The sequence below is a fragment of the Bacteroides sp. RCH18 genome, assembly GCF_058231005.1.
This window is the reverse complement of sequence record NZ_JBIPTC010000001.1, coordinates 1,490,585-1,508,220: the sequence shown is the minus strand read 5'-3', so window position 1 is coordinate 1,508,220 and position 17,636 is coordinate 1,490,585. Positions and strand designations below refer to the sequence as shown.

Sequence of the window (17,636 nt, the reverse complement as noted above, 5' to 3'; positions counted from 1 at the left end):
TAAAGAAGGTGTGTCAAAAGTCAAAAGTAACTAAACTCTCCTCCTTCAGGAAGGAGGAGTACCCGTAGGGGGAGGTGGTAGGTAAATACGTAAGCTATTGATATTCAGCTATGCAATATACCTACCACCCCGGCTTTCAGCCACCCCTCCTTCCTGAAGGAGGGGAGTTTAGTTACTTTTGACACCCCTCCTTCTATCTGAAACAGAATAAAATTCTTTTTATTTTTTCATTTTCGGCATCATCTTTCCCATTTTGCTGCTGGTCACCATCTTCATCATTTTGCGGGTCTGGTCGAACTGTTTCAGCAAACGGTTTACTTCCTGAATCGTTGTTCCGCTACCTTTAGCGATACGTGTACGGCGTGAGCCGTTCAATATTTCCGGATTGGAACGTTCTGCCGGAGTCATGGAATAAATGATCGCTTCGATGCTCTTGAAAGCATTGTCGTCGATATCAATATCTTTGATAGCTTTGCCTACGCCCGGGATCATGGATGCAAGTTCTTTCAGATTACCCATCTTCTTGATCTGGGCAATCTGGCTGAGGAAGTCGTTGAAGTCGAACTGATTTTTGGCAATCTTCTTTTGCAGACGTTTGGCCTCTTCTTCGTCATACTGTTCCTGAGCACGTTCTACCAGCGAAACGATGTCACCCATACCGAGGATACGGTCTGCCATACGTGCCGGGTGGAACTGGTCGATAGCATCCAGCTTTTCACCTGTACCCACAAACTTAATCGGCTTGTTGACTACCGAACGGATAGAAAGAGCCGCACCACCACGGGTGTCACCATCCAATTTGGTCAGTACCACACCGTTGAAGTCCAGACGTTCATTAAATTCTTTGGCTGTATTGACGGCATCCTGTCCTGTCATGGAGTCTACCACGAACAGAATTTCGTCTGGATTGATCGCTTCCTTGATAGCGGTGATCTCGTTCATCATCTGTTCGTCTACGGCCAGACGTCCGGCTGTATCGACGATTACGAGGTCATACCCTTTGGCTTTGGCTTCCTGAATGGCGTGTTGTGCAATCTCTACCGGATTTTTGCTGTCCAGTTCTGAGTACATCGGCACTTCAATTTGTTCTGCCAGTACACGCAACTGTTCGATAGCTGCCGGACGGTAAACGTCACAGGCTACCAATAATGGTTTGCGATTCTTTTTCGTTTTCAGCATGCGTGCCAACTTACCGGAGAAAGTAGTCTTACCCGAACCTTGCAGACCTGACATCAGGATTACTGCCGGACGGGATTCGAGGTTGATTTCTACCGTTTCGCCACCCATCAACTGGGTCAGTTCGTCGTGCACAATCTTCACCATCAACTGGCTTGGCTTCACAGCCGTAAGTACATTCTGACCGATGGCTTTTTCCTTCACCGTGTCAGTGAAAGTTTTTGCAACCTTGTAGTTAACGTCGGCATCAAGCAATGCCTTACGTACATCTTTCAGCGTCTCCGCCACGTTAATTTCGGTGATTTTGCCTTCACCTTTCAGAATCTTGAATGACCGTTCTAGTCTTTCACTTAAATTATCGAACATAGTTGTTTAATTACGAATTAATTATTTGAGCCTGCAAATGTACAAAAATCTCTTGTATTTATATCTTTTTATTCTGCCATTTTGCTTTTTTGAGGTAAATATAGCTTGTTATCAACAGCAAGGTATAGTACAGAATCTCAATTGTAAAGCAGATTTCAATCGGTGCCTTGAGCCATATTCCGACGAAAACGATGTAGGAACCGTAAATGACAATCGTGATGGTTTCGAGCAACAGGGCTGCCTGTGTATTTCCTGTTCCGGAGATACCGTTGAATACGACATTGGCTACCGACGCAATGAGCATGGCGCAGCAGATGACATATACCGAAGGCACGGACTCGGTGATTAACGCTGCTTCGCTGGTATAAACGGAGAGGAGGAACTGAGGAAACAAAACCGACAATCCCACCAGTCCCAGCATGATGAAGAACGAGAACCGGGCTATTTTATTGATAAGCGGCATGACGTACTGGATACCTCCTGCGCCGATAGCATTGCTGACAAGGCTGTTGGTCGTTGTTGCCAGTGCATTCACCGGAATCAGCAGTACGACGTAGATACTACGGACAATGTTGGCAATGGCCAGTTCCCGTTGTCCCAACCGTTCTACGGCAACGAAGAATACGAACCAGGTCGCCATCGATAAGAAATATTGAAGCATCGTGAAGCAAGAGATGCTGAGAATACGCATCAGCAATGCCGGATCGAACGAGCGCAGACGATTCAGGCCATACTTTTTCAAATCAATACTGATATATGTATAGATCAGGAAGAAGAGAATAGAAGAGGCTTCCGCCAGCACAGAGGCGATGGCAGCTCCCTTGATTCCCATTTCCGGCAGACCGAATTTACCGAAAATCAGTGCATAGTCCAGTATGACGTTGGTTAATGCCATAACGACAGCATTGATGGTCAATACCTTTGTACGTGTGATACCGATGTACAGGGCACGGAACATGACATTGACAAACGAGAAGAAGAACCCGTAAATACGCCAGTCCAGAAACTCCATAGTGCCTTCGTAGATGGATTCGGAAGAAACCAGCAACCGCATGATATTTCCTCCGAACGCTTTGGTGAAGCCGAACATCAATATAGCTATCAACAGGAGGAACATGACTCCCTGAATCATTACGGGACCTACATCACTGTAACGTCCTTCTCCATTGCGTCGTGCAATGACAATTTGTGATCCTGTGCTGAATCCGAAAGCGATGGTGAATATACATATATAGAAAAGTCCGCCCATAGCCGAAGCTCCTAGGGCCACTTCACTAACGTGCCCTAAGAATGCGGTATCGGTGACATTGATGACATTTTGCGCCAGCAAGCTGAGTAGTATCGGGTAACTGACACTCCAAATCTGTTTGTTGGTATACATAATTAAGCGTTTAAGTTTACAGTTTGCAAAGATAGCGCTTTATTCCGATTCTGAAGCAATGGGATAGGTGAAAACAATTTCCGGACCTTCCGTTCCTCGGGCGTTTACCTGATAGCTTCCTCCGAAGTAAGCCAGCAATAACTGGTTGATCTCATGCCGGATGACGGTCTCCTGCGAGGTGAAAGCCTCGTCCGCCAATGGAGAGTTGAGAATGCGGAAATAAAGCATTTCACCGTTCCGGCTTAATGTAAAGCGGATTATCCGTTCCTCCTGTTGTCCCTCCGTTTCATGCTCATGCGGGTAGGTCAGGCTACTAAGCAGGGCGTGTCCCAATCGGGTGGTATCCGTGCGAAGCGACAGTGACTCGACTTCCGGAGTGAAACGGACTTGAATACCTGTCTTTTCATTATTCATGCGTGCCATGTAGCATACTTCATTGCAAAGTGCGACGGCATCATAGTCTTGTATCTGGAACTTCATCATTTTGGCTTCCAGGCGAGACAGGTCGAGTACATCATTGACCAGTCTCATTAATCTTTCTGAGCTTTGGTGGATGATCGTCGAGTATTCTTCTCTTGTTTTTTCATCTATATTCGGTTCGCTGGCTATGAGTTGCGAGAAACCTACCACATTGTTGAGCGGGGTCCGGATGTTATAACTCATGTTTGACAGGAAGCGATTTTTTATTTCGTTGGTTACCCGCACCGTTTCCGCTGCTTTGCGTATTTCGCTCTCCGAATATTTCAGGGCTTTGCGGATTTTGGAGAGCCGGAACAGGGAAATAAATAATACGATCAGAATGACACTGATTACGATCAGGCTGATCAGACGTATTTGGTTGGTCTGCTTCTGTTGTTCCAGTTCTATCTTGTCCAGATTATAGCTTTTCTTGATTTGCTCCATTTGGGTGTTGGAGAGTGCCATGGCAGCCGAGTCCTTGATGGCCAGTGCCTGTTGGTAGAGGGTTGTCGCTCTGTTATTATCTCCGGCTTCCACCCATATTTTAGCCTGTTTCAGCAGTTGTTCGGCATAGTCGCTGGTGAAATCTTTCTTGAGCATAGTTAATGTCGTGTCGATGTAGGCTGATGCCTGCTGATATTGTTTGATACTCTGATAGTATTTCGCATAGATGTCGTAGTAGAGCACCTTATACATGAAATAGGTGTTTTCAGTCAGATACTTTTTAGACTTTTCTATATGTGAATAAGCGAGTTGGGGCTGATCGGTATTCAGATAATAATGTGCGTAGAAAATCTCATTGAAAATGAATACGTCGGCAAATCCGTCTTTTAAAGATGGGTTGTCAATGATGAATTTACGGAGTACATTTTCCAGTTCTTGCAGGTATTTCAGTTGCCTGTTATTGTCTTTCATTTCTTTGGAAACGGATATGAGCTGTGACAAGACGGAGATACGGACTACCGCATTGCCATTCTTTGGAAGCAGCCTGTAGGCTTCTTCCAGCGCTTTGAGTCCTTCGTTCCAACGCTGGCTGCCGATGTATGCGTTGGACAGGCACTGATAAGCAGCTACCATTCCACGGTTGTTGTCGATATCAAGGGCTTTCTGTTTCATCTTGTTTGCTTCGCTGATGGCAAGCTCATATTGTTCGGTAAAGGTGTATAGGTCAATCTGAAAGCGTCGGGCGTCGAAGAAATAATCCCATAAACCGGATTTTTGTACAAGCGGTTCCATCTTGACTATCCATTTGGCTACACTGTCCTGTTCGCAACGGTTGTAATAATACAATAGATGATAGTAGGCGGCCAGACTGGCGTACTTATCATTCTTTAGTTTTAATGCCTCTAGCATCAACGTGTCCGAATATTGGATACATTTGTAGTTGTTTTGCTCTATTTTTATGATTGCATTCAGTGTAGAGAGGCGTGTGGTATCATGCGGCAGTGTCTGCAACATTTGCAGCAGACTGTCTGAGGCAGTATCGGTGTTTGCATAGCCCGACAGCAGGCCATAGCAGGTGATGATCAGTAATATCAGTCGTTTCATCGTGCTTCCTCCTTTTTTATCTGCGCATGGCGAATCGGGTGTGTGAACAGAAAACGTGCTCCTTTGTCATAGTCCGGGTCGATCCATATTTTGCCTCCCAGTTGCTCGATGATAAGCTGACAGATAGATAATCCGAGTCCTGTGCCCTGTGCGTTTTCATCGAGCTTTTCGAAGCGGTTGAATATCTTGTTCTGGTTCTCCTTGGAGATTCCGCAACCGGTATCACTAACGGAGAAAAGGGCCGTATCTTCCGTTTGTTTCACCAGTTCCAGGGTGATAGTGCCCTGTGCAGTAAACTTTGTGGCGTTGATAAGCAGGTTGATCAGTACTTGTTGCAGGCGGGCACTGTCCGTGGTCAGCTTCAGTGAATCAAGAGAGGTGGAAAACCGTACTTCCGCTTGGGTCTGCTTTATTTTCTCTACCATGTCGATGACATTTCTGCATAGCGCTACAATATCACACTCGTTGAATTTGAATTGCATTTTTCCAATTTCAAGGCTGGACAAGTCAATTACATCATTAATCAGTTTGAGCAGTAGCTCCGAGTTCTGCTGGATGATATCGTTGCACTGTTGTTTCGTTTCGTTGTCGATGGATTCTTCTGTCAGAATAGCTGAGAAACCTGATAAAGCATTGAGCGGAGTACGAATCTCATGGCTCATATTGGAGAGAAAAAGGCTTTTGGTGTGGATAGACTTTTCAGCCTGTTTCTTGGCTTTTTCCTGTTCCTGTTGTGATTGCAGAAGACGATTGTTGGTGCGCTTGATGCGGAAAATGGCAATGATGATCAGTACTACGATCACCAGGATAACAGACAGACTCCAATAATAGAGATTTTTTTGTATGTTGATATAATTAAGTTCGCTTTTATCTATCTGATACAGGGTATGTAGTTCGTTTATCTGGCTGAGATAGCTTTGGGCGTCTAATGAATCTTTGAGATGATTAATCTCCTCATAAATCTTGCACGCCTCTTGTTTCTGATTCATAAGTACCAGCACTTTGGCGCGTTCCTGTAATAACTGAACGTGCCTGAATAAAGCCGTTTTCTTTGTTATTGTGAGTAATTCTTCATATTCTTTCAGCGCTTTATCATATTCTTTAGACTCAATATGATAGCCGGCATACATATAGTTGCTGATTGAAGAATAGTACGGATACGGATATTTTTCGTAGATGGAGTCCAGTTGTTTCAGATACTCCAGTGCTTTGGGAAGATCGTTTGTCTGTATATAATAATAGGCATAGCTGCAAGGCAGATAGAAGTCATCGGGCAAACCTGATTCTTTATGGTAAAGGGACTCCAGATAGGCAAAATCTTTTTCGATATCTGTCATTTGCCTGGATTTGAGTTTGCTCAAGATCAAATGAAACATGCTCGTCTTAAGATATGGAATACTTGCCGGAATTTTTTGCATTATTTTCAGAGATTCCTCATAAGACTCCATAGCAGACTGGGGATTTCCCGAACTTTGGTAGGTGTCTGCAAGGGCACGCAATGCCAGTGCTGTTCCGAAAGGATAATCTATAGCTTTGGCTTGCTGATACATTGAGTTGGCGTTGTTGACAGCCAGACTGATATTTCCTTCCGTAATTAATGCCTGAACTGCCATCATTTTCAATGGAAACAGAATATGATATTCTTGCTGTTTTTCCAGTTCGGGGCTTAAGAGTTTTTCCCATAAGATGATGCTGTCCGTTGTAATATCGATATTGGTATTGAAAGAAAGATCATGCTCGACAAGTGGCTGGAGTAAGGTAAGTCGTTCTTTGTTCAGGTTTGTTGCATAGAGAGCCGCCGATATGAATATGGCTGCGATGAGTGCTATTATATGCTGTAAATTACTATTCACTATTTTGTTTGCTCGTATGGTGATGTGCAAAAGAAATAAAAAGAGCGAAGACTGGCAAGCAATCTTCACTCTTTTTTATAGAATTATTTTCTTTTGAGAATCTCCCGTGCCCCAGGGCCTTCGTGGCTGGGGTAGCCGGGAGTATGATTTCTGCACCGGGGATCGGCATCTACCTTCAAACTGCGGTAATCATCTTTGGTACGTGTGATGTAATCGTCCAGCAAAGCACGATGCTCGGCGAGTATTTTGGAGTATTTAGGGTCTTTGGCAAGATTTTTTCTTTCACCCGGATCTTTTTTCATATCGTACAGTTCTTCTCCGTTGCCTTCCAGATAATGGGTGTATTTATATCTCGGCCCGCGCACCATGCGTCCGGGAGTGGTAACGTACTCATATTCGCTGTGCCATTCGGAGACAACGTAAGGGTGGCTTTTCTTTTGTTTCTCTCCCCTTAGAGTCGGTGCAAGGCTGATGCCGGCTTTTTCTGCCGGAACGGCGATGCCTGCCAGGTCGCAAAGGGTGGGCAGGAGGTCTAATGTCGGCTGTGTCAGCAGATGGTCTACAGGTTTCTTTTGCTGTTTGATGCCGGGACCGGCGAAGATAAACGGAACGTTGGTCATTTCATCATAGAAGCTGATATGCTTGGTCACCATGCGGTGGGATGCCATGCCGTCACCGTGGTCCGCCATGATTACGACAATCGTGTTTCTTCCGGCAGGGGTGGAGTAGAGGGCTTTCAGTACGCTGTCTACTTGCTTGGACACCATCTTGGTGTAATGCTGGAAGGCGGCGATGTAGTGACGATAGTTTTCTTCGTTCCAATGGGCAGCCTGTGTCATGCGGCGGTGACTGCAACAGATATATTGTACGGGAGTCGGAATATTGCTCCAGTCTTCCACGTCAAAGTTGTCCGGCAATTTGGGCAGCGGTCCGCTGATCGGCCGGTCGGTGTGTACTCCTGCGTTTTCGCCGATGAATCCGCAGATATTATGCGGGTTCTGAAAATCCGCGATGCAGATAAAGGGTTCTTTCGGAGGATTGCTGAGGTAGGCAACGGCATCCTCGCAGGTACCTACATCCAGGAAACTGTCATTGTTGACCGGAAATTCGGGGTCGATGAATGGTTTGGCTATCGGTTCTTTATGTTTGAAGCCTCTCAGTGAGCCCATGTCGTGAGTCTTGCCGAAGTGTACGGCCTCATAACCGCTTTCGGAGAAGAGACTACCCAGTGTAGGTACGTTTTCCGGTAGGCGGGTGTTGACGGGTTCGCTGGAGTTTGAACGTACATTGGTCTGGTGAGGCATCATACCGCTCCATAATGCTGCGCGTGAAGGTTGGCTGAGGGGGCAGCCTACATAAGCGTTAGAGAAGATTACTCCTCTTGATGCTACTTCGTCAATGGGAAGTGTGCAGCCTTGTGTATGTCCGTAAGCGCCTACGACACGCTGTGTGAGATGGTCGCACTGGATAATCAGGAAGTTCGGCTTTTCTTGTGCCTGGGCTGCTGCGCCACAAAGGGCTAATCCCATGAATGGATAAATTGTTTTCATTCTTGGCTAGAATTAAGTAATTGATTGGGTAGCAAAAGTAGGAAAAAACAAAAAGCAAAAAAGGGCGGGGGAGTGGTTTTGGACGTAAATGAAAGTAATTTGTACAAAAATGAAATACGCGATGAACGTTTCATGAGGAACAGCAAAGGCCACGATGAATAATCAATGAAAACAATTAATGGGAATCATAAAAGGAACGGTGAATAAACTGTGATTATTCATCGTCCAGTCTATTCACCGTTCCTTATTTATGATCGTTTATTCTTGATCAGCTATTCATGCTCATCAGGAATTCGTCGTTGTCTCTTGTTTTTTCCAGGCGGTCTTTTACGAAATCCATTGCTTCGATAGGATTCATATCTGCAAGGTATTTGCGTAATATCCACATGCGGTCGAGTGTTGTCTTATCAAGCAGCAGATCGTCGCGACGAGTACTGGATGCGGTGATATTGACAGCAGGGAAGATACGCTTGTTGGACAGGTTGCGGTCGAGCTGCAACTCCATGTTACCTGTACCCTTGAATTCTTCGAAGATAACTTCGTCCATTTTAGAACCGGTGTCGATCAGTGCGGTAGCGATGATAGTCAGCGAACCGCCGTTTTCGATGTTACGGGCAGCACCGAAGAAGCGTTTGGGCTTGTGAAGTGCATTGGCGTCCACACCACCGGAAAGTACTTTACCGGATGCGGGAGATACAGTATTGTAAGCACGTGCCAGACGAGTGATAGAATCAAGGAAGATCACTACGTCGTGTCCGCATTCTACCAGTCTTTTTGCTTTTTCGAGTACGATACCTGCGATTTTTACGTGGCGTTCTGCCGGTTCGTCAAAAGTAGAAGCGATTACTTCTGCGTTGACGCTGCGTGCCATGTCCGTTACTTCCTCCGGACGTTCGTCGATCAGCAGCATAATCATATATACTTCCGGATGATTGGCTGCGATGGCGTTGGCGATATCTTTCATCAAGATGGTCTTACCTGTCTTCGGCTGTGCCACGATCAGTGCACGCTGTCCCTTACCGATAGGAGCGAAAAGGTCTACAACACGGGCAGACATGGAGTCTGAATAACCGCCTTTGCAGAGTCTGAATTTCTCGTCCGGGAAGAGCGGAGTCAAGTGTTCGAAAGGAACACGGTCGCGAACGAAAGCCGCGTCACGTCCGTTGATCTTTGACACCTTTACTAACGGGAAATATTTTTCTCCTTCCTTTGGCGGACGGATGATGCCTTCTACCACGTCACCGGTCTTAAGACCAAATAACTTAATTTGTGACTGTGATACATAAATATCGTCCGGAGAAGAGAGATAATTGTAATCGGAAGAACGGAGGAATCCGTATCCGTCCTGCATGATTTCCAGTACGCCTACTCCGCTGAGGATATCGTCGAATTCGTAAGGCTTTTCACGCTCGATCACTTTGCGTTCCGGCTGTTGTTGTACAGGCGGAAGGTTCTCGGCAGCGTTGTTCTGCTGTTGTGCAGGACGTTGTTGCATCGGAGGACGCTGGTTGTTGTTATTATTACGCTGGAAATTATTATTGTTGTTAGCATTTACATTGTTATTGCCGGCGTTGTTATTGTTGTTGTCGCGTGGGCGGACAATGCGCTGGCGTTGTTGCGGTTGTGAATGCTGTTGTTGCTGTGGTTGTGGAGCTTGCTCGGGGGCGGCTTGTGCTGTTTCTGCCTTGGTCGCTTCGAATTTGCCGAAGAGTTCGGTCGGAAGCTCTATTTTTTCAGAAGGCAGGTCTTCGATTGGGATAAAGTCATCATCGTCTTCGCTGGATAAGATGGTGCTTTCTTCGTCGATTACCGGTGCCGATTTCTTTTGCGGTTTGGCTATTATCGGTTTTTCTGCAACGGCAGGTTTGTTTTCTTTTACTTTCTTTTCCGTCTCTTGTGTCGGAGCCGCTTTTTCAGCCGCCGGTGTAACTACCGGTTTTTCCGCAACAGCTTTTTCTTCTGCTGGTTTCACTATCGGTTTTGCGTTTTCCACCTCCTTGTTTTCTGCTTTTTCAACGATATTGGCGTCTTTGCGGGGACGGCCTACTTTGCGCTTAGGAGCAACTTTCTCTGCCTTCGGTTCAGCAACGGGAGCTTCTTTGGCTTTGTTGGCAGCCTCTTCTTTAGGCTGTTGCTGAGGTTTGGCTGCAGGAGCATTTTCTTTATTTTTAGTAACTTCCGCATTTTTGGCTGCAGGTGCTACTTTCTCTTCTTTCTTAGGTGCGGCTGTGCGCGAACGCTTGTTTTTATCTCCTTTGCGTTCTTCTTTTAATTTTTCTGCGGCAACTTTCTTAGTGGCTCCGGCTATGGCTTGCTCATCGAGAATCTTGTAAACAAGTTCTTCTTTCTTAAATGAGTCTGCTTTTTTGATGCCTAGCTCTTTGGCAATAACTTGAAGTTCCGACAGATTTTTGTCGTTCAATTGGATAATGTTATACATATAGTATGGTAAGTTATTAAAATTTCTGTCTTGATGAAATATGGACAGCATTACTACAGCGTAATAACCGCAGATATGCGAGCATATGTTTTGTTTTTAATTATGAATTAGGGATGTATGTGTTGAATCGTAGAATGTTTCAACGGGGCAAAGATAATAAATATTTTTGGTTTCATGAACAATCAAACACTTTTTTCAGCGTAAAAACGTATCTTTGCTGTATAAAAGAAAATAGTATGACAGTAAATGAAGCTCGTTTAATTTATTTTTCGCCTACACACACATCAAAACAAGTAGCCGAAGCAATTGTTCACGGAACCGGTATAAAAAATGTCGTTTCGATGAATCTCACATTGCAGACTGTCGAGGAAACCGTTATTCCTACGTCTGCATTAGCTGTTATCGTAGTGCCTGTATATGGAGGTCATGTGGCTCCTTTGGCTATGGAACGTCTGGAAAGTATTCGCGGTCTGGATACTCCTGCCGTATTGGTCGTGGTTTACGGAAACCGTGCCTACGAGAAGGCGTTGATGGAGCTGGATGCTTTTGCCATCCCTCACGGATTGAAGGTGATTGCCGGAGCAACCTTCATAGGTGAACATTCATATAGCACCGACAAATGTCCCATTGCAGACGGTCGTCCGAATGAATCGGATTTGGATTATGCGGAAGATTTCGGAAAAAAGATAATGGAGAAAATTCAGGCAGCTGCCGGACCCGATACTCTTTATCAGGTGGATGTGCGTGCCATCAAACGGCCCAGTCAGCCGTTCTTCCCCTTATTCCGCTTTTTGAGGAAGGTAATCAAGCTGCGCAAAAGTGGTACTCCGCTTCCCCGTACCCCTTGGATAGAAGATGAGAGCTTGTGTACTCATTGTGGTATCTGTGCGGCTCGTTGTCCGGCAGGAGCGATCACCAAAGGGGATGAACTGAACACGAATGCTGAAAAATGTATCAAATGCTGCGCCTGTGTGAAAGCATGCGCAAAGAAGGCAAGGAAATATGAGACTCCTTTCGCGTCTTTGCTGTCCGAGTGTTTCAAGAAACAGAAATTGCCTCAGACTATCTTGTAGATAATCACTCGTTTAGTCGTTTCGTCTATCCGGAAGCGGTTATCTGTCCGTTCGCCTATCAGCCATGCAATGCGTTCACCGCAGCAGAGAACCCATTGGCGTTCTTTCTGGCTGATGGAGAATTTACGGTCGGTCAGATAATCGCTTATTTTTTTCTTGCCCGTCATGCCGAAGGGGATGAATGTGTCTCCCGTTTGCCATTTGCGGCAGTAAATTTCCTCATTTAATTTATCTGCATCGAAACAGGCGGTTCCTTTTTCCCGTGGAATCCGGAAATCGGGCGTAAATTCTCTTTCCTCCTTTATTAATTGATAGGGAGGGGCAGGCTCGTCTTCCGGCCGGATGGTTTCCAATAGCAGCAAATTCCGGTCTTTAATGACTCGCCATTCTTTGCTGACGAATTGTTTCCCTGATTGTCCGTGAAGCGAATTGGCTATATCTTTGATTTGTGCCGAATTGAATCCCAGTGGATGCAATGTTTCAAACAAGAAAGCATCGGGAGCGGGTTCGTCCAGTAGAGCATCGATTCGGATACCTTCCGGAGTGACAATCCGTGTTTTGGCTTCGGCTATTACCTTATTATATATAGTAGCTACATCATTCAGGTGATTACTTGTTTCTATCAGACTGTTTTTGACCGACGGATTTATTTCCTGCATCAGTGGAAGCAGGTTGAGGCGGATTTTATTACGGGTATATTCGTCTTCCAGATTGGTGCTGTCTGTTACGAAGTCTTGTTCGATCTGTTGCAGGTGGCGGATGATTTCTTCCCGGTTGATGCAGAGCAGCGGACGCACGATTGCTCCGTTTCGGGGGCGGATTCCTAATAAACCGGTAATGCCTGTACCCCGAATGAGGTTGAGCAGCATCGTTTCTACACTGTCGTCCTGGTGGTGAGCTACGGCGATTACATGGGCTCCGCACTCTTCTTTTATCTTTTCGAACCAGTTATAACGGAGTTCTCTGGCTGCCATTTCTATCGAGATCCGTTTTTCTGTTGCGTACTGAGTCGTGTTGAAGTCGATGGTATGCAGGCGGATGCCGTATTTTTGGCAAAGTTGCCGGACAAACCATTCGTCACGGTTTGATTCTTCACCACGTAAATGGAAATTGCAGTGGGCAGCTTCGCATTGATAACCTGCTGTGTGGAGTACGCGCAGCAAGGCCACCGAGTCGGCTCCGCCACTCAGGGCAACCAGAAGTTTTTCGTCCGGCGAGAATAAATGCTCTTTCTCTATATATCGTATAACCCGTTGTTGTATCATATCTGCAAAGATAATAGTTTATTGAGGTATCTCAAGTGAATGCTAATTGTTTTTATCGGACTGGCTAAGGAAAAAACTCCCATAAATTAATTTTTTCTTTAGCGATTTCTAATTCGTTCTACTATAGTTCCTCTTTCGTCCCACTATAGTAGGACGTAAGGGGAACTATAGTACTTCTTGCGTGCCACTATAGTGGCACAAACTAATTGTTGCATGTAAACTCAATAGATGTAGGCAGGGAATTAGTTACCTGTTGTGACTTGAACTTTTGATGGGTTTATTTAGATACCGTCAGCATACGAAAATTCTGCTATTTAAAAACATTCTAAATAATTTGCGTGCTCGGAAGTTATGAATTATCTTTGCCGAAAATTTAGATAGTTATGCGTTTATCCGAATTAGGAACAGGTGAAAAAGGTGTCATCGTTAAGGTCTTGGGACACGGAGGCTTTCGTAAACGTATTGTGGAGATGGGTTTTATTAAAGGTGAGTTCTATCAATTCAATTTATCCTCTTGTATCAGACAGCAGAACTCTTTAACTGCCCAATTTGTGAGCTTTAGTCTTTCAAATTTAGCGAATATTTTCTACCCCCCCCAATTTTTACAATAATTAACTTGTGTCTGTTGTAAAAATTGGATGTGCAGGCATAATTCACCCCAACAACTCAGGTTTCAGCCTGATTATTTGCGTGTAACGACTGATGTTATACACAAGACTGGTGAGTGCTACATTGGCTTTAGCACGAATAAGCCCTACTGTACGCACCACAAGTCCACGCATGGTTTGTTCCTCAAACCCGAATACATGCTCGACAAGGCAACGTGTCTTGGATTTTTTCCTATTGTCTGATTTCTGCTCCTTGGTAAGCGGACGGTTACGGTAGCCCTTTTCGCAAATTATCGGATTCATCTTATGCTGTTTTACAATCTCCTCTTGTCCGACATAACCGGCGTCCAAATACAAGTCCTTGCCTTCGTCTTTTTCATCCAGCAGTCCTTCAAAGCCTTTGGAATCATGCACTTCTGCCGACGTGGTATCATAAGAAAGTATGATCTTATTGCGTTTCTCAACTTTAGTATGCTGCTTGTAGCCGTAAAAAGTCTCATCACGCTTCTTTGTCCAGCGGGCATCTACATCCTTGTGGCACTTCTTGTGGGGATTGTCATTCCACAACTTATCACCCGCTCCCTGTTTTATCTGCTCATTTTCATCACGGGTGTTACGTTGGCGAGGGGCAATAACAAAACTGGCATCAATGATGCGACCCTCATTGAATTGCAGACCCTTACTTTCCATGAAACTATGAAATTCCGAAAAAAGCTTGTCATAAACGCCTGTATTTGTCAGGAGTTCGCGATACTTCCACACCGTCTTCTCGTCAGGAACATCGTCAACACATTCAATACCAAGAAACTTGCGGAAACTCGTACGGTCAACTATCTGATACTCTATCTGATGGTCACTCAAACCATAATAACGCTGAAGAAACAAGACCTTGAACATCAGCACACAGTCTATCGGCGGACGACCGGCATTACTTTTGCGCTCTCCGGTAAAAAGGGCTGATTCAAGAGTAGGACGAAAGATCTCAAAATCAACATACTGAGACAACACTTCAAGAGGATTGCCCATTTCATTCAAACGCAATTCACGATTCTCTGACTCAAATAGTTGATTATAACGAAGCTTACGGTATCGGGATAACTTGTTCATTATAAAATTCTTATTTTCTGCAAATTTACGCTCTTGGAACCATATAAACAACTGTACTACAATATTTTAATTTATAGAACTCCTCTAAAGGTAAAACTGTTGAAGTGTTGTTGAATGCTCCACTGAAAGACCCGATTAAATATAAAGTCTTAGGTTATGAAATATCTCTTCGTCGTCAGGAAGCGGAAATGATTGAAGTAGTCAGCGAGGAAGAAGCAAAAAAACAAGCCGAAAAAGCTGTATATCACGAAGGTCTGCCCGAAGATGTTTCTGTAAAAGAAGAAGATATGAAACGGTTGGCGTTAGGTAAGCGCCGTACCATCAACGTTGCTTTGGTCGGGAATCCGAACTCAGGCAAGACTTCTCTTTTCAATCTGGCTTCCGGTGCTCATGAGCATGTAGGAAACTATAGCGGTGTGACTGTAGATGCCAAAGAAGGATATTTCGATTTCGAAGGTTATCATTTCCGTATTGTCGATTTGCCGGGAACGTATTCACTGTCAGCTTATACACCGGAAGAAATTTATGTCCGCCGTCACATTGTTGATGAAACGCCGGACGTAATCATCAATGTAGTCGATTCTTCAAATCTGGAGCGAAATCTGTATCTGACTACCCAACTGATTGATATGAATGTCCGTATGGTGGTAGCTTTGAATATTTACGATGAACTTGAATCCAGCGGCAATACATTAGATTATCATTTGTTGAGTAAATTGTTCGGAGTGCCGATGGTGCCTACTGTCAGCAAGAAGAATCGTGGACTGGATACCTTGTTTCATGTAGTAATCAACCTTTATGAAGGGGTTGATTTCTTTGACAAGCAGGGAAATATGAATCCGGAAGTTCTGAAAGACCTGACCGAATGGCATGATTCTCTGGAAGACCGGAAGAACCATGAGGAAGAACATCTGGAGGATTACGTGCGCGAACATAAAAGAACGGGGCGTGTATTCCGTCATATCCATATCAATCATGGTCCCGATCTGGAAAAAGCGATTGACGCTGTAAAAGAGGAAGTATCCAAGAATGAATTTATCCGCCATAAATATTCTACCCGCTTTCTGTCTATCAAGTTGCTGGAAAACGATCCCGATATAGAGAGCTTTGTGCGGACGCTGCCCAATGCGGGAGAGATTTTCCGTATCCGCGACAAGATGGCCAAGCGCGTTCAGGATACGATGAACGAGGATTGCGAATCCGCCATAACGGATGCCAAATACGGTTTTATCAGTGGTGCGCTGAAAGAGACGTTTACTGATAATCATCTGGAGCAGGCGCAGACGACGAAGGTACTGGATGCTATCGTTACTCATCGTATCTGGGGGTATCCTATCTTTTTCCTTTTCATGTACCTGATGTTTGAGGGGACGTTTGTTCTCGGCGAATATCCGATGATGGGAATTGAATGGCTGGTGGGGCAAATCGGTGACCTGATTCGCAATAATATGTCGGAGGGGCCGTTGAAGGATATGCTGGTTGACGGTATCGTAGGCGGTGTAGGCGGTGTTATCGTCTTTCTGCCCAATATTCTGATTCTGTATTTCTGTATTTCGCTGATGGAAGACTCCGGTTATATGGCCCGTGCAGCGTTTATAATGGATAAAATTATGCATAAGATGGGCTTGCACGGAAAATCGTTTATTCCGTTGATTATGGGATTCGGTTGTAATGTGCCTGCTATCATGGCTTCCCGTACTATTGAGAACCGGAAAAGCCGTCTGATTACGATGTTGATTAACCCGTTGATGTCTTGTAGCGCGCGTCTGCCCATCTATCTTTTGTTGGTAGGGGCTTTCTTCCCGAACAATGCGAGTTTGGTGTTGTTAAGTATTTATGCGATCGGAATTTTTCTGGCTGTGCTGTTGGCGCGTCTGTTCAGCAAGTTTTTGGTAAAGGGTGACGATACTCCTTTTGTGATGGAGCTTCCTCCTTATCGAATGCCGACTGCAAAATCCATATTCCGTCATACATGGGAGAAGGGAGCGCAGTATCTGAAAAAAATGGGAGGGATTATTATGATTGCTTCTATTATCATCTGGTTCCTCGGATATTATCCGAACCATGAGGCGTATGAGACAGTAGCCGAACAACAGGAAAATTCTTATATCGGTCAGTTAGGACGGGCTATAGAACCGGTGATAAAGCCGATGGGCTTTGACTGGAAGCTGGGCATCGGTTTGATTTCCGGAGTAGGGGCAAAAGAGCTGGTCGTTAGTACACTGGGTGTTTTGTATGTGGATGATCCGGAGGCCGATGAGGCTAGCCTGGCGGAACGGATTCCGATAACTCCTTTAGTGGCGTTCTGTTATATGCTGTTTGTGCTGATTTACTTCCCTTGTATTGCAGCATTGGCAGCTATTAAGCAAGAGTCCGGCAGTTGGAAGTGGGCGCTCTTTGCAGCTTGCTATACCACAGGACTGGCTTGGCTGGTGGCATTTTCAGTTTATCAGATTGGAAGATTGTTTGTATGAATAATTGGCAGGAATGGGTAGTCGGAGTACTGATTGTACTCTGTATTGCCCGTGTAATATATGGAATTTATCTTTTTTTTCGTCGTACACGAGAAAGTGAGAATCCTTGTGATAGCTGCGTAAGTGGCTGTGATTTAAAGGATATGATGGAGAAGAAGCGTCAAGAGTGCGGTGTAAAGAAAAAAAGTACAAAGAAAAATTGCTGCGGATAGTTGGTAGTTTCAAAATTTGTACTACCTTTGCAACCGCAAACGAGAAAAAATGGTTCCTTGGATGAGTGGCTTAGTCAGCGGTCTGCAAAACCGTGTACGGCGGTTCGAATCCGCCAGGAACCTC

At 45.0% G+C, this 17,636-nt stretch carries 10 protein-coding genes, 1 tRNA gene and 2 pseudogenes; 5 read left to right on the top strand and 8 right to left on the bottom strand.

Going from position 1 to position 17,636, the window contains the following annotated elements; all coding sequences use genetic code 11:
• Positions 1-219 precede the first annotated feature (219 nt).
• The 6 genes from ffh to rho all read right to left on the bottom strand — a co-directional run bounded on the left by ffh (position 220) and on the right by rho (position 10,773).
• Complete coding sequence (gene ffh, locus ACHLI0_RS06075) at positions 220-1,542, bottom strand: signal recognition particle protein (protein WP_008767918.1); 1,323 nt, start codon at positions 1,540-1,542, stop codon at positions 220-222.
• 58 nt (positions 1,543-1,600) lie between these two features.
• Positions 1,601-2,923 (bottom strand): MATE family efflux transporter, encoded by a 1,323-nt coding sequence (locus tag ACHLI0_RS06070; protein ID WP_234119423.1) that lies wholly within the window; start codon positions 2,921-2,923, stop codon positions 1,601-1,603.
• A 39-nt stretch (positions 2,924-2,962) separates the two neighbouring features.
• The gene (locus ACHLI0_RS06065; protein ID WP_490748662.1) at positions 2,963-4,930 is read right to left on the bottom strand and encodes a tetratricopeptide repeat-containing sensor histidine kinase; all 1,968 of its coding nucleotides are present in this window, start codon (positions 4,928-4,930) and stop codon (positions 2,963-2,965) included.
• Entirely contained in the window at positions 4,927-6,783 is a 1,857-nt protein-coding gene (locus tag ACHLI0_RS06060; RefSeq protein ID WP_490748661.1) for a tetratricopeptide repeat-containing sensor histidine kinase, read from the bottom strand. The genes ACHLI0_RS06065 and ACHLI0_RS06060 overlap by 4 nt, the downstream gene beginning before the upstream one ends.
• An 83-nt stretch (positions 6,784-6,866) precedes the next feature.
• A complete protein-coding gene (locus ACHLI0_RS06055; RefSeq protein ID WP_490748660.1) occupies positions 6,867-8,333 on the bottom strand; it encodes a sulfatase family protein in 1,467 nt (488 codons plus the stop codon).
• A 268-nt stretch (positions 8,334-8,601) separates the two neighbouring features.
• Entirely contained in the window at positions 8,602-10,773 is a 2,172-nt protein-coding gene (gene rho / locus ACHLI0_RS06050; protein ID WP_490748659.1) for a transcription termination factor Rho, read from the bottom strand.
• 236 nt (positions 10,774-11,009) lie between these two features.
• Between rho and ACHLI0_RS06045 the strand changes: the two genes are divergently transcribed.
• Entirely contained in the window at positions 11,010-11,846 is an 837-nt protein-coding gene (locus ACHLI0_RS06045; protein WP_490748658.1) for a 4Fe-4S binding protein, read from the top strand.
• Here ACHLI0_RS06045 and tilS read toward each other — a convergent pair.
• A complete protein-coding gene (tilS, locus tag ACHLI0_RS06040) occupies positions 11,831-13,111 on the bottom strand; it encodes a tRNA lysidine(34) synthetase TilS (protein ID WP_490748657.1) in 1,281 nt (426 codons plus the stop codon). The two genes, ACHLI0_RS06045 and tilS, sit on opposite strands and share 16 nt — an antisense overlap.
• 383 nt (positions 13,112-13,494) lie before the next feature.
• On the opposite strand from tilS, the pseudogene ACHLI0_RS06035 reads away from it, so the two are divergent.
• A pseudogene (locus ACHLI0_RS06035) lies at positions 13,495-13,635 on the top strand (FeoA family protein); the annotation flags it as partial.
• Between the two features lie 129 nt (positions 13,636-13,764).
• Here the strand turns inward: ACHLI0_RS06035 and ACHLI0_RS06030 are convergent.
• Entirely contained in the window at positions 13,765-14,826 is a 1,062-nt protein-coding gene (locus ACHLI0_RS06030) for an IS5-like element IS1169 family transposase (protein WP_005794453.1), read from the bottom strand.
• Between the two features lie 86 nt (positions 14,827-14,912).
• On the opposite strand from ACHLI0_RS06030, the pseudogene feoB reads away from it, so the two are divergent.
• The 3 genes and pseudogenes from feoB to ACHLI0_RS06015 all read left to right on the top strand — a co-directional run.
• Positions 14,913-17,300: pseudogene (feoB, locus tag ACHLI0_RS06025) on the top strand (ferrous iron transport protein B); the annotation flags it as partial.
• The gene (locus tag ACHLI0_RS06020) at positions 17,297-17,512 is read left to right on the top strand and encodes a hypothetical protein (RefSeq protein ID WP_008762135.1); all 216 of its coding nucleotides are present in this window, start codon (positions 17,297-17,299) and stop codon (positions 17,510-17,512) included. The pseudogene feoB and the gene ACHLI0_RS06020, both read left to right, overlap by 4 nt.
• A 51-nt stretch (positions 17,513-17,563) precedes the next feature.
• Positions 17,564-17,635 (top strand) — tRNA-Cys (locus ACHLI0_RS06015).
• Position 17,636 lies beyond the last annotated feature (1 nt).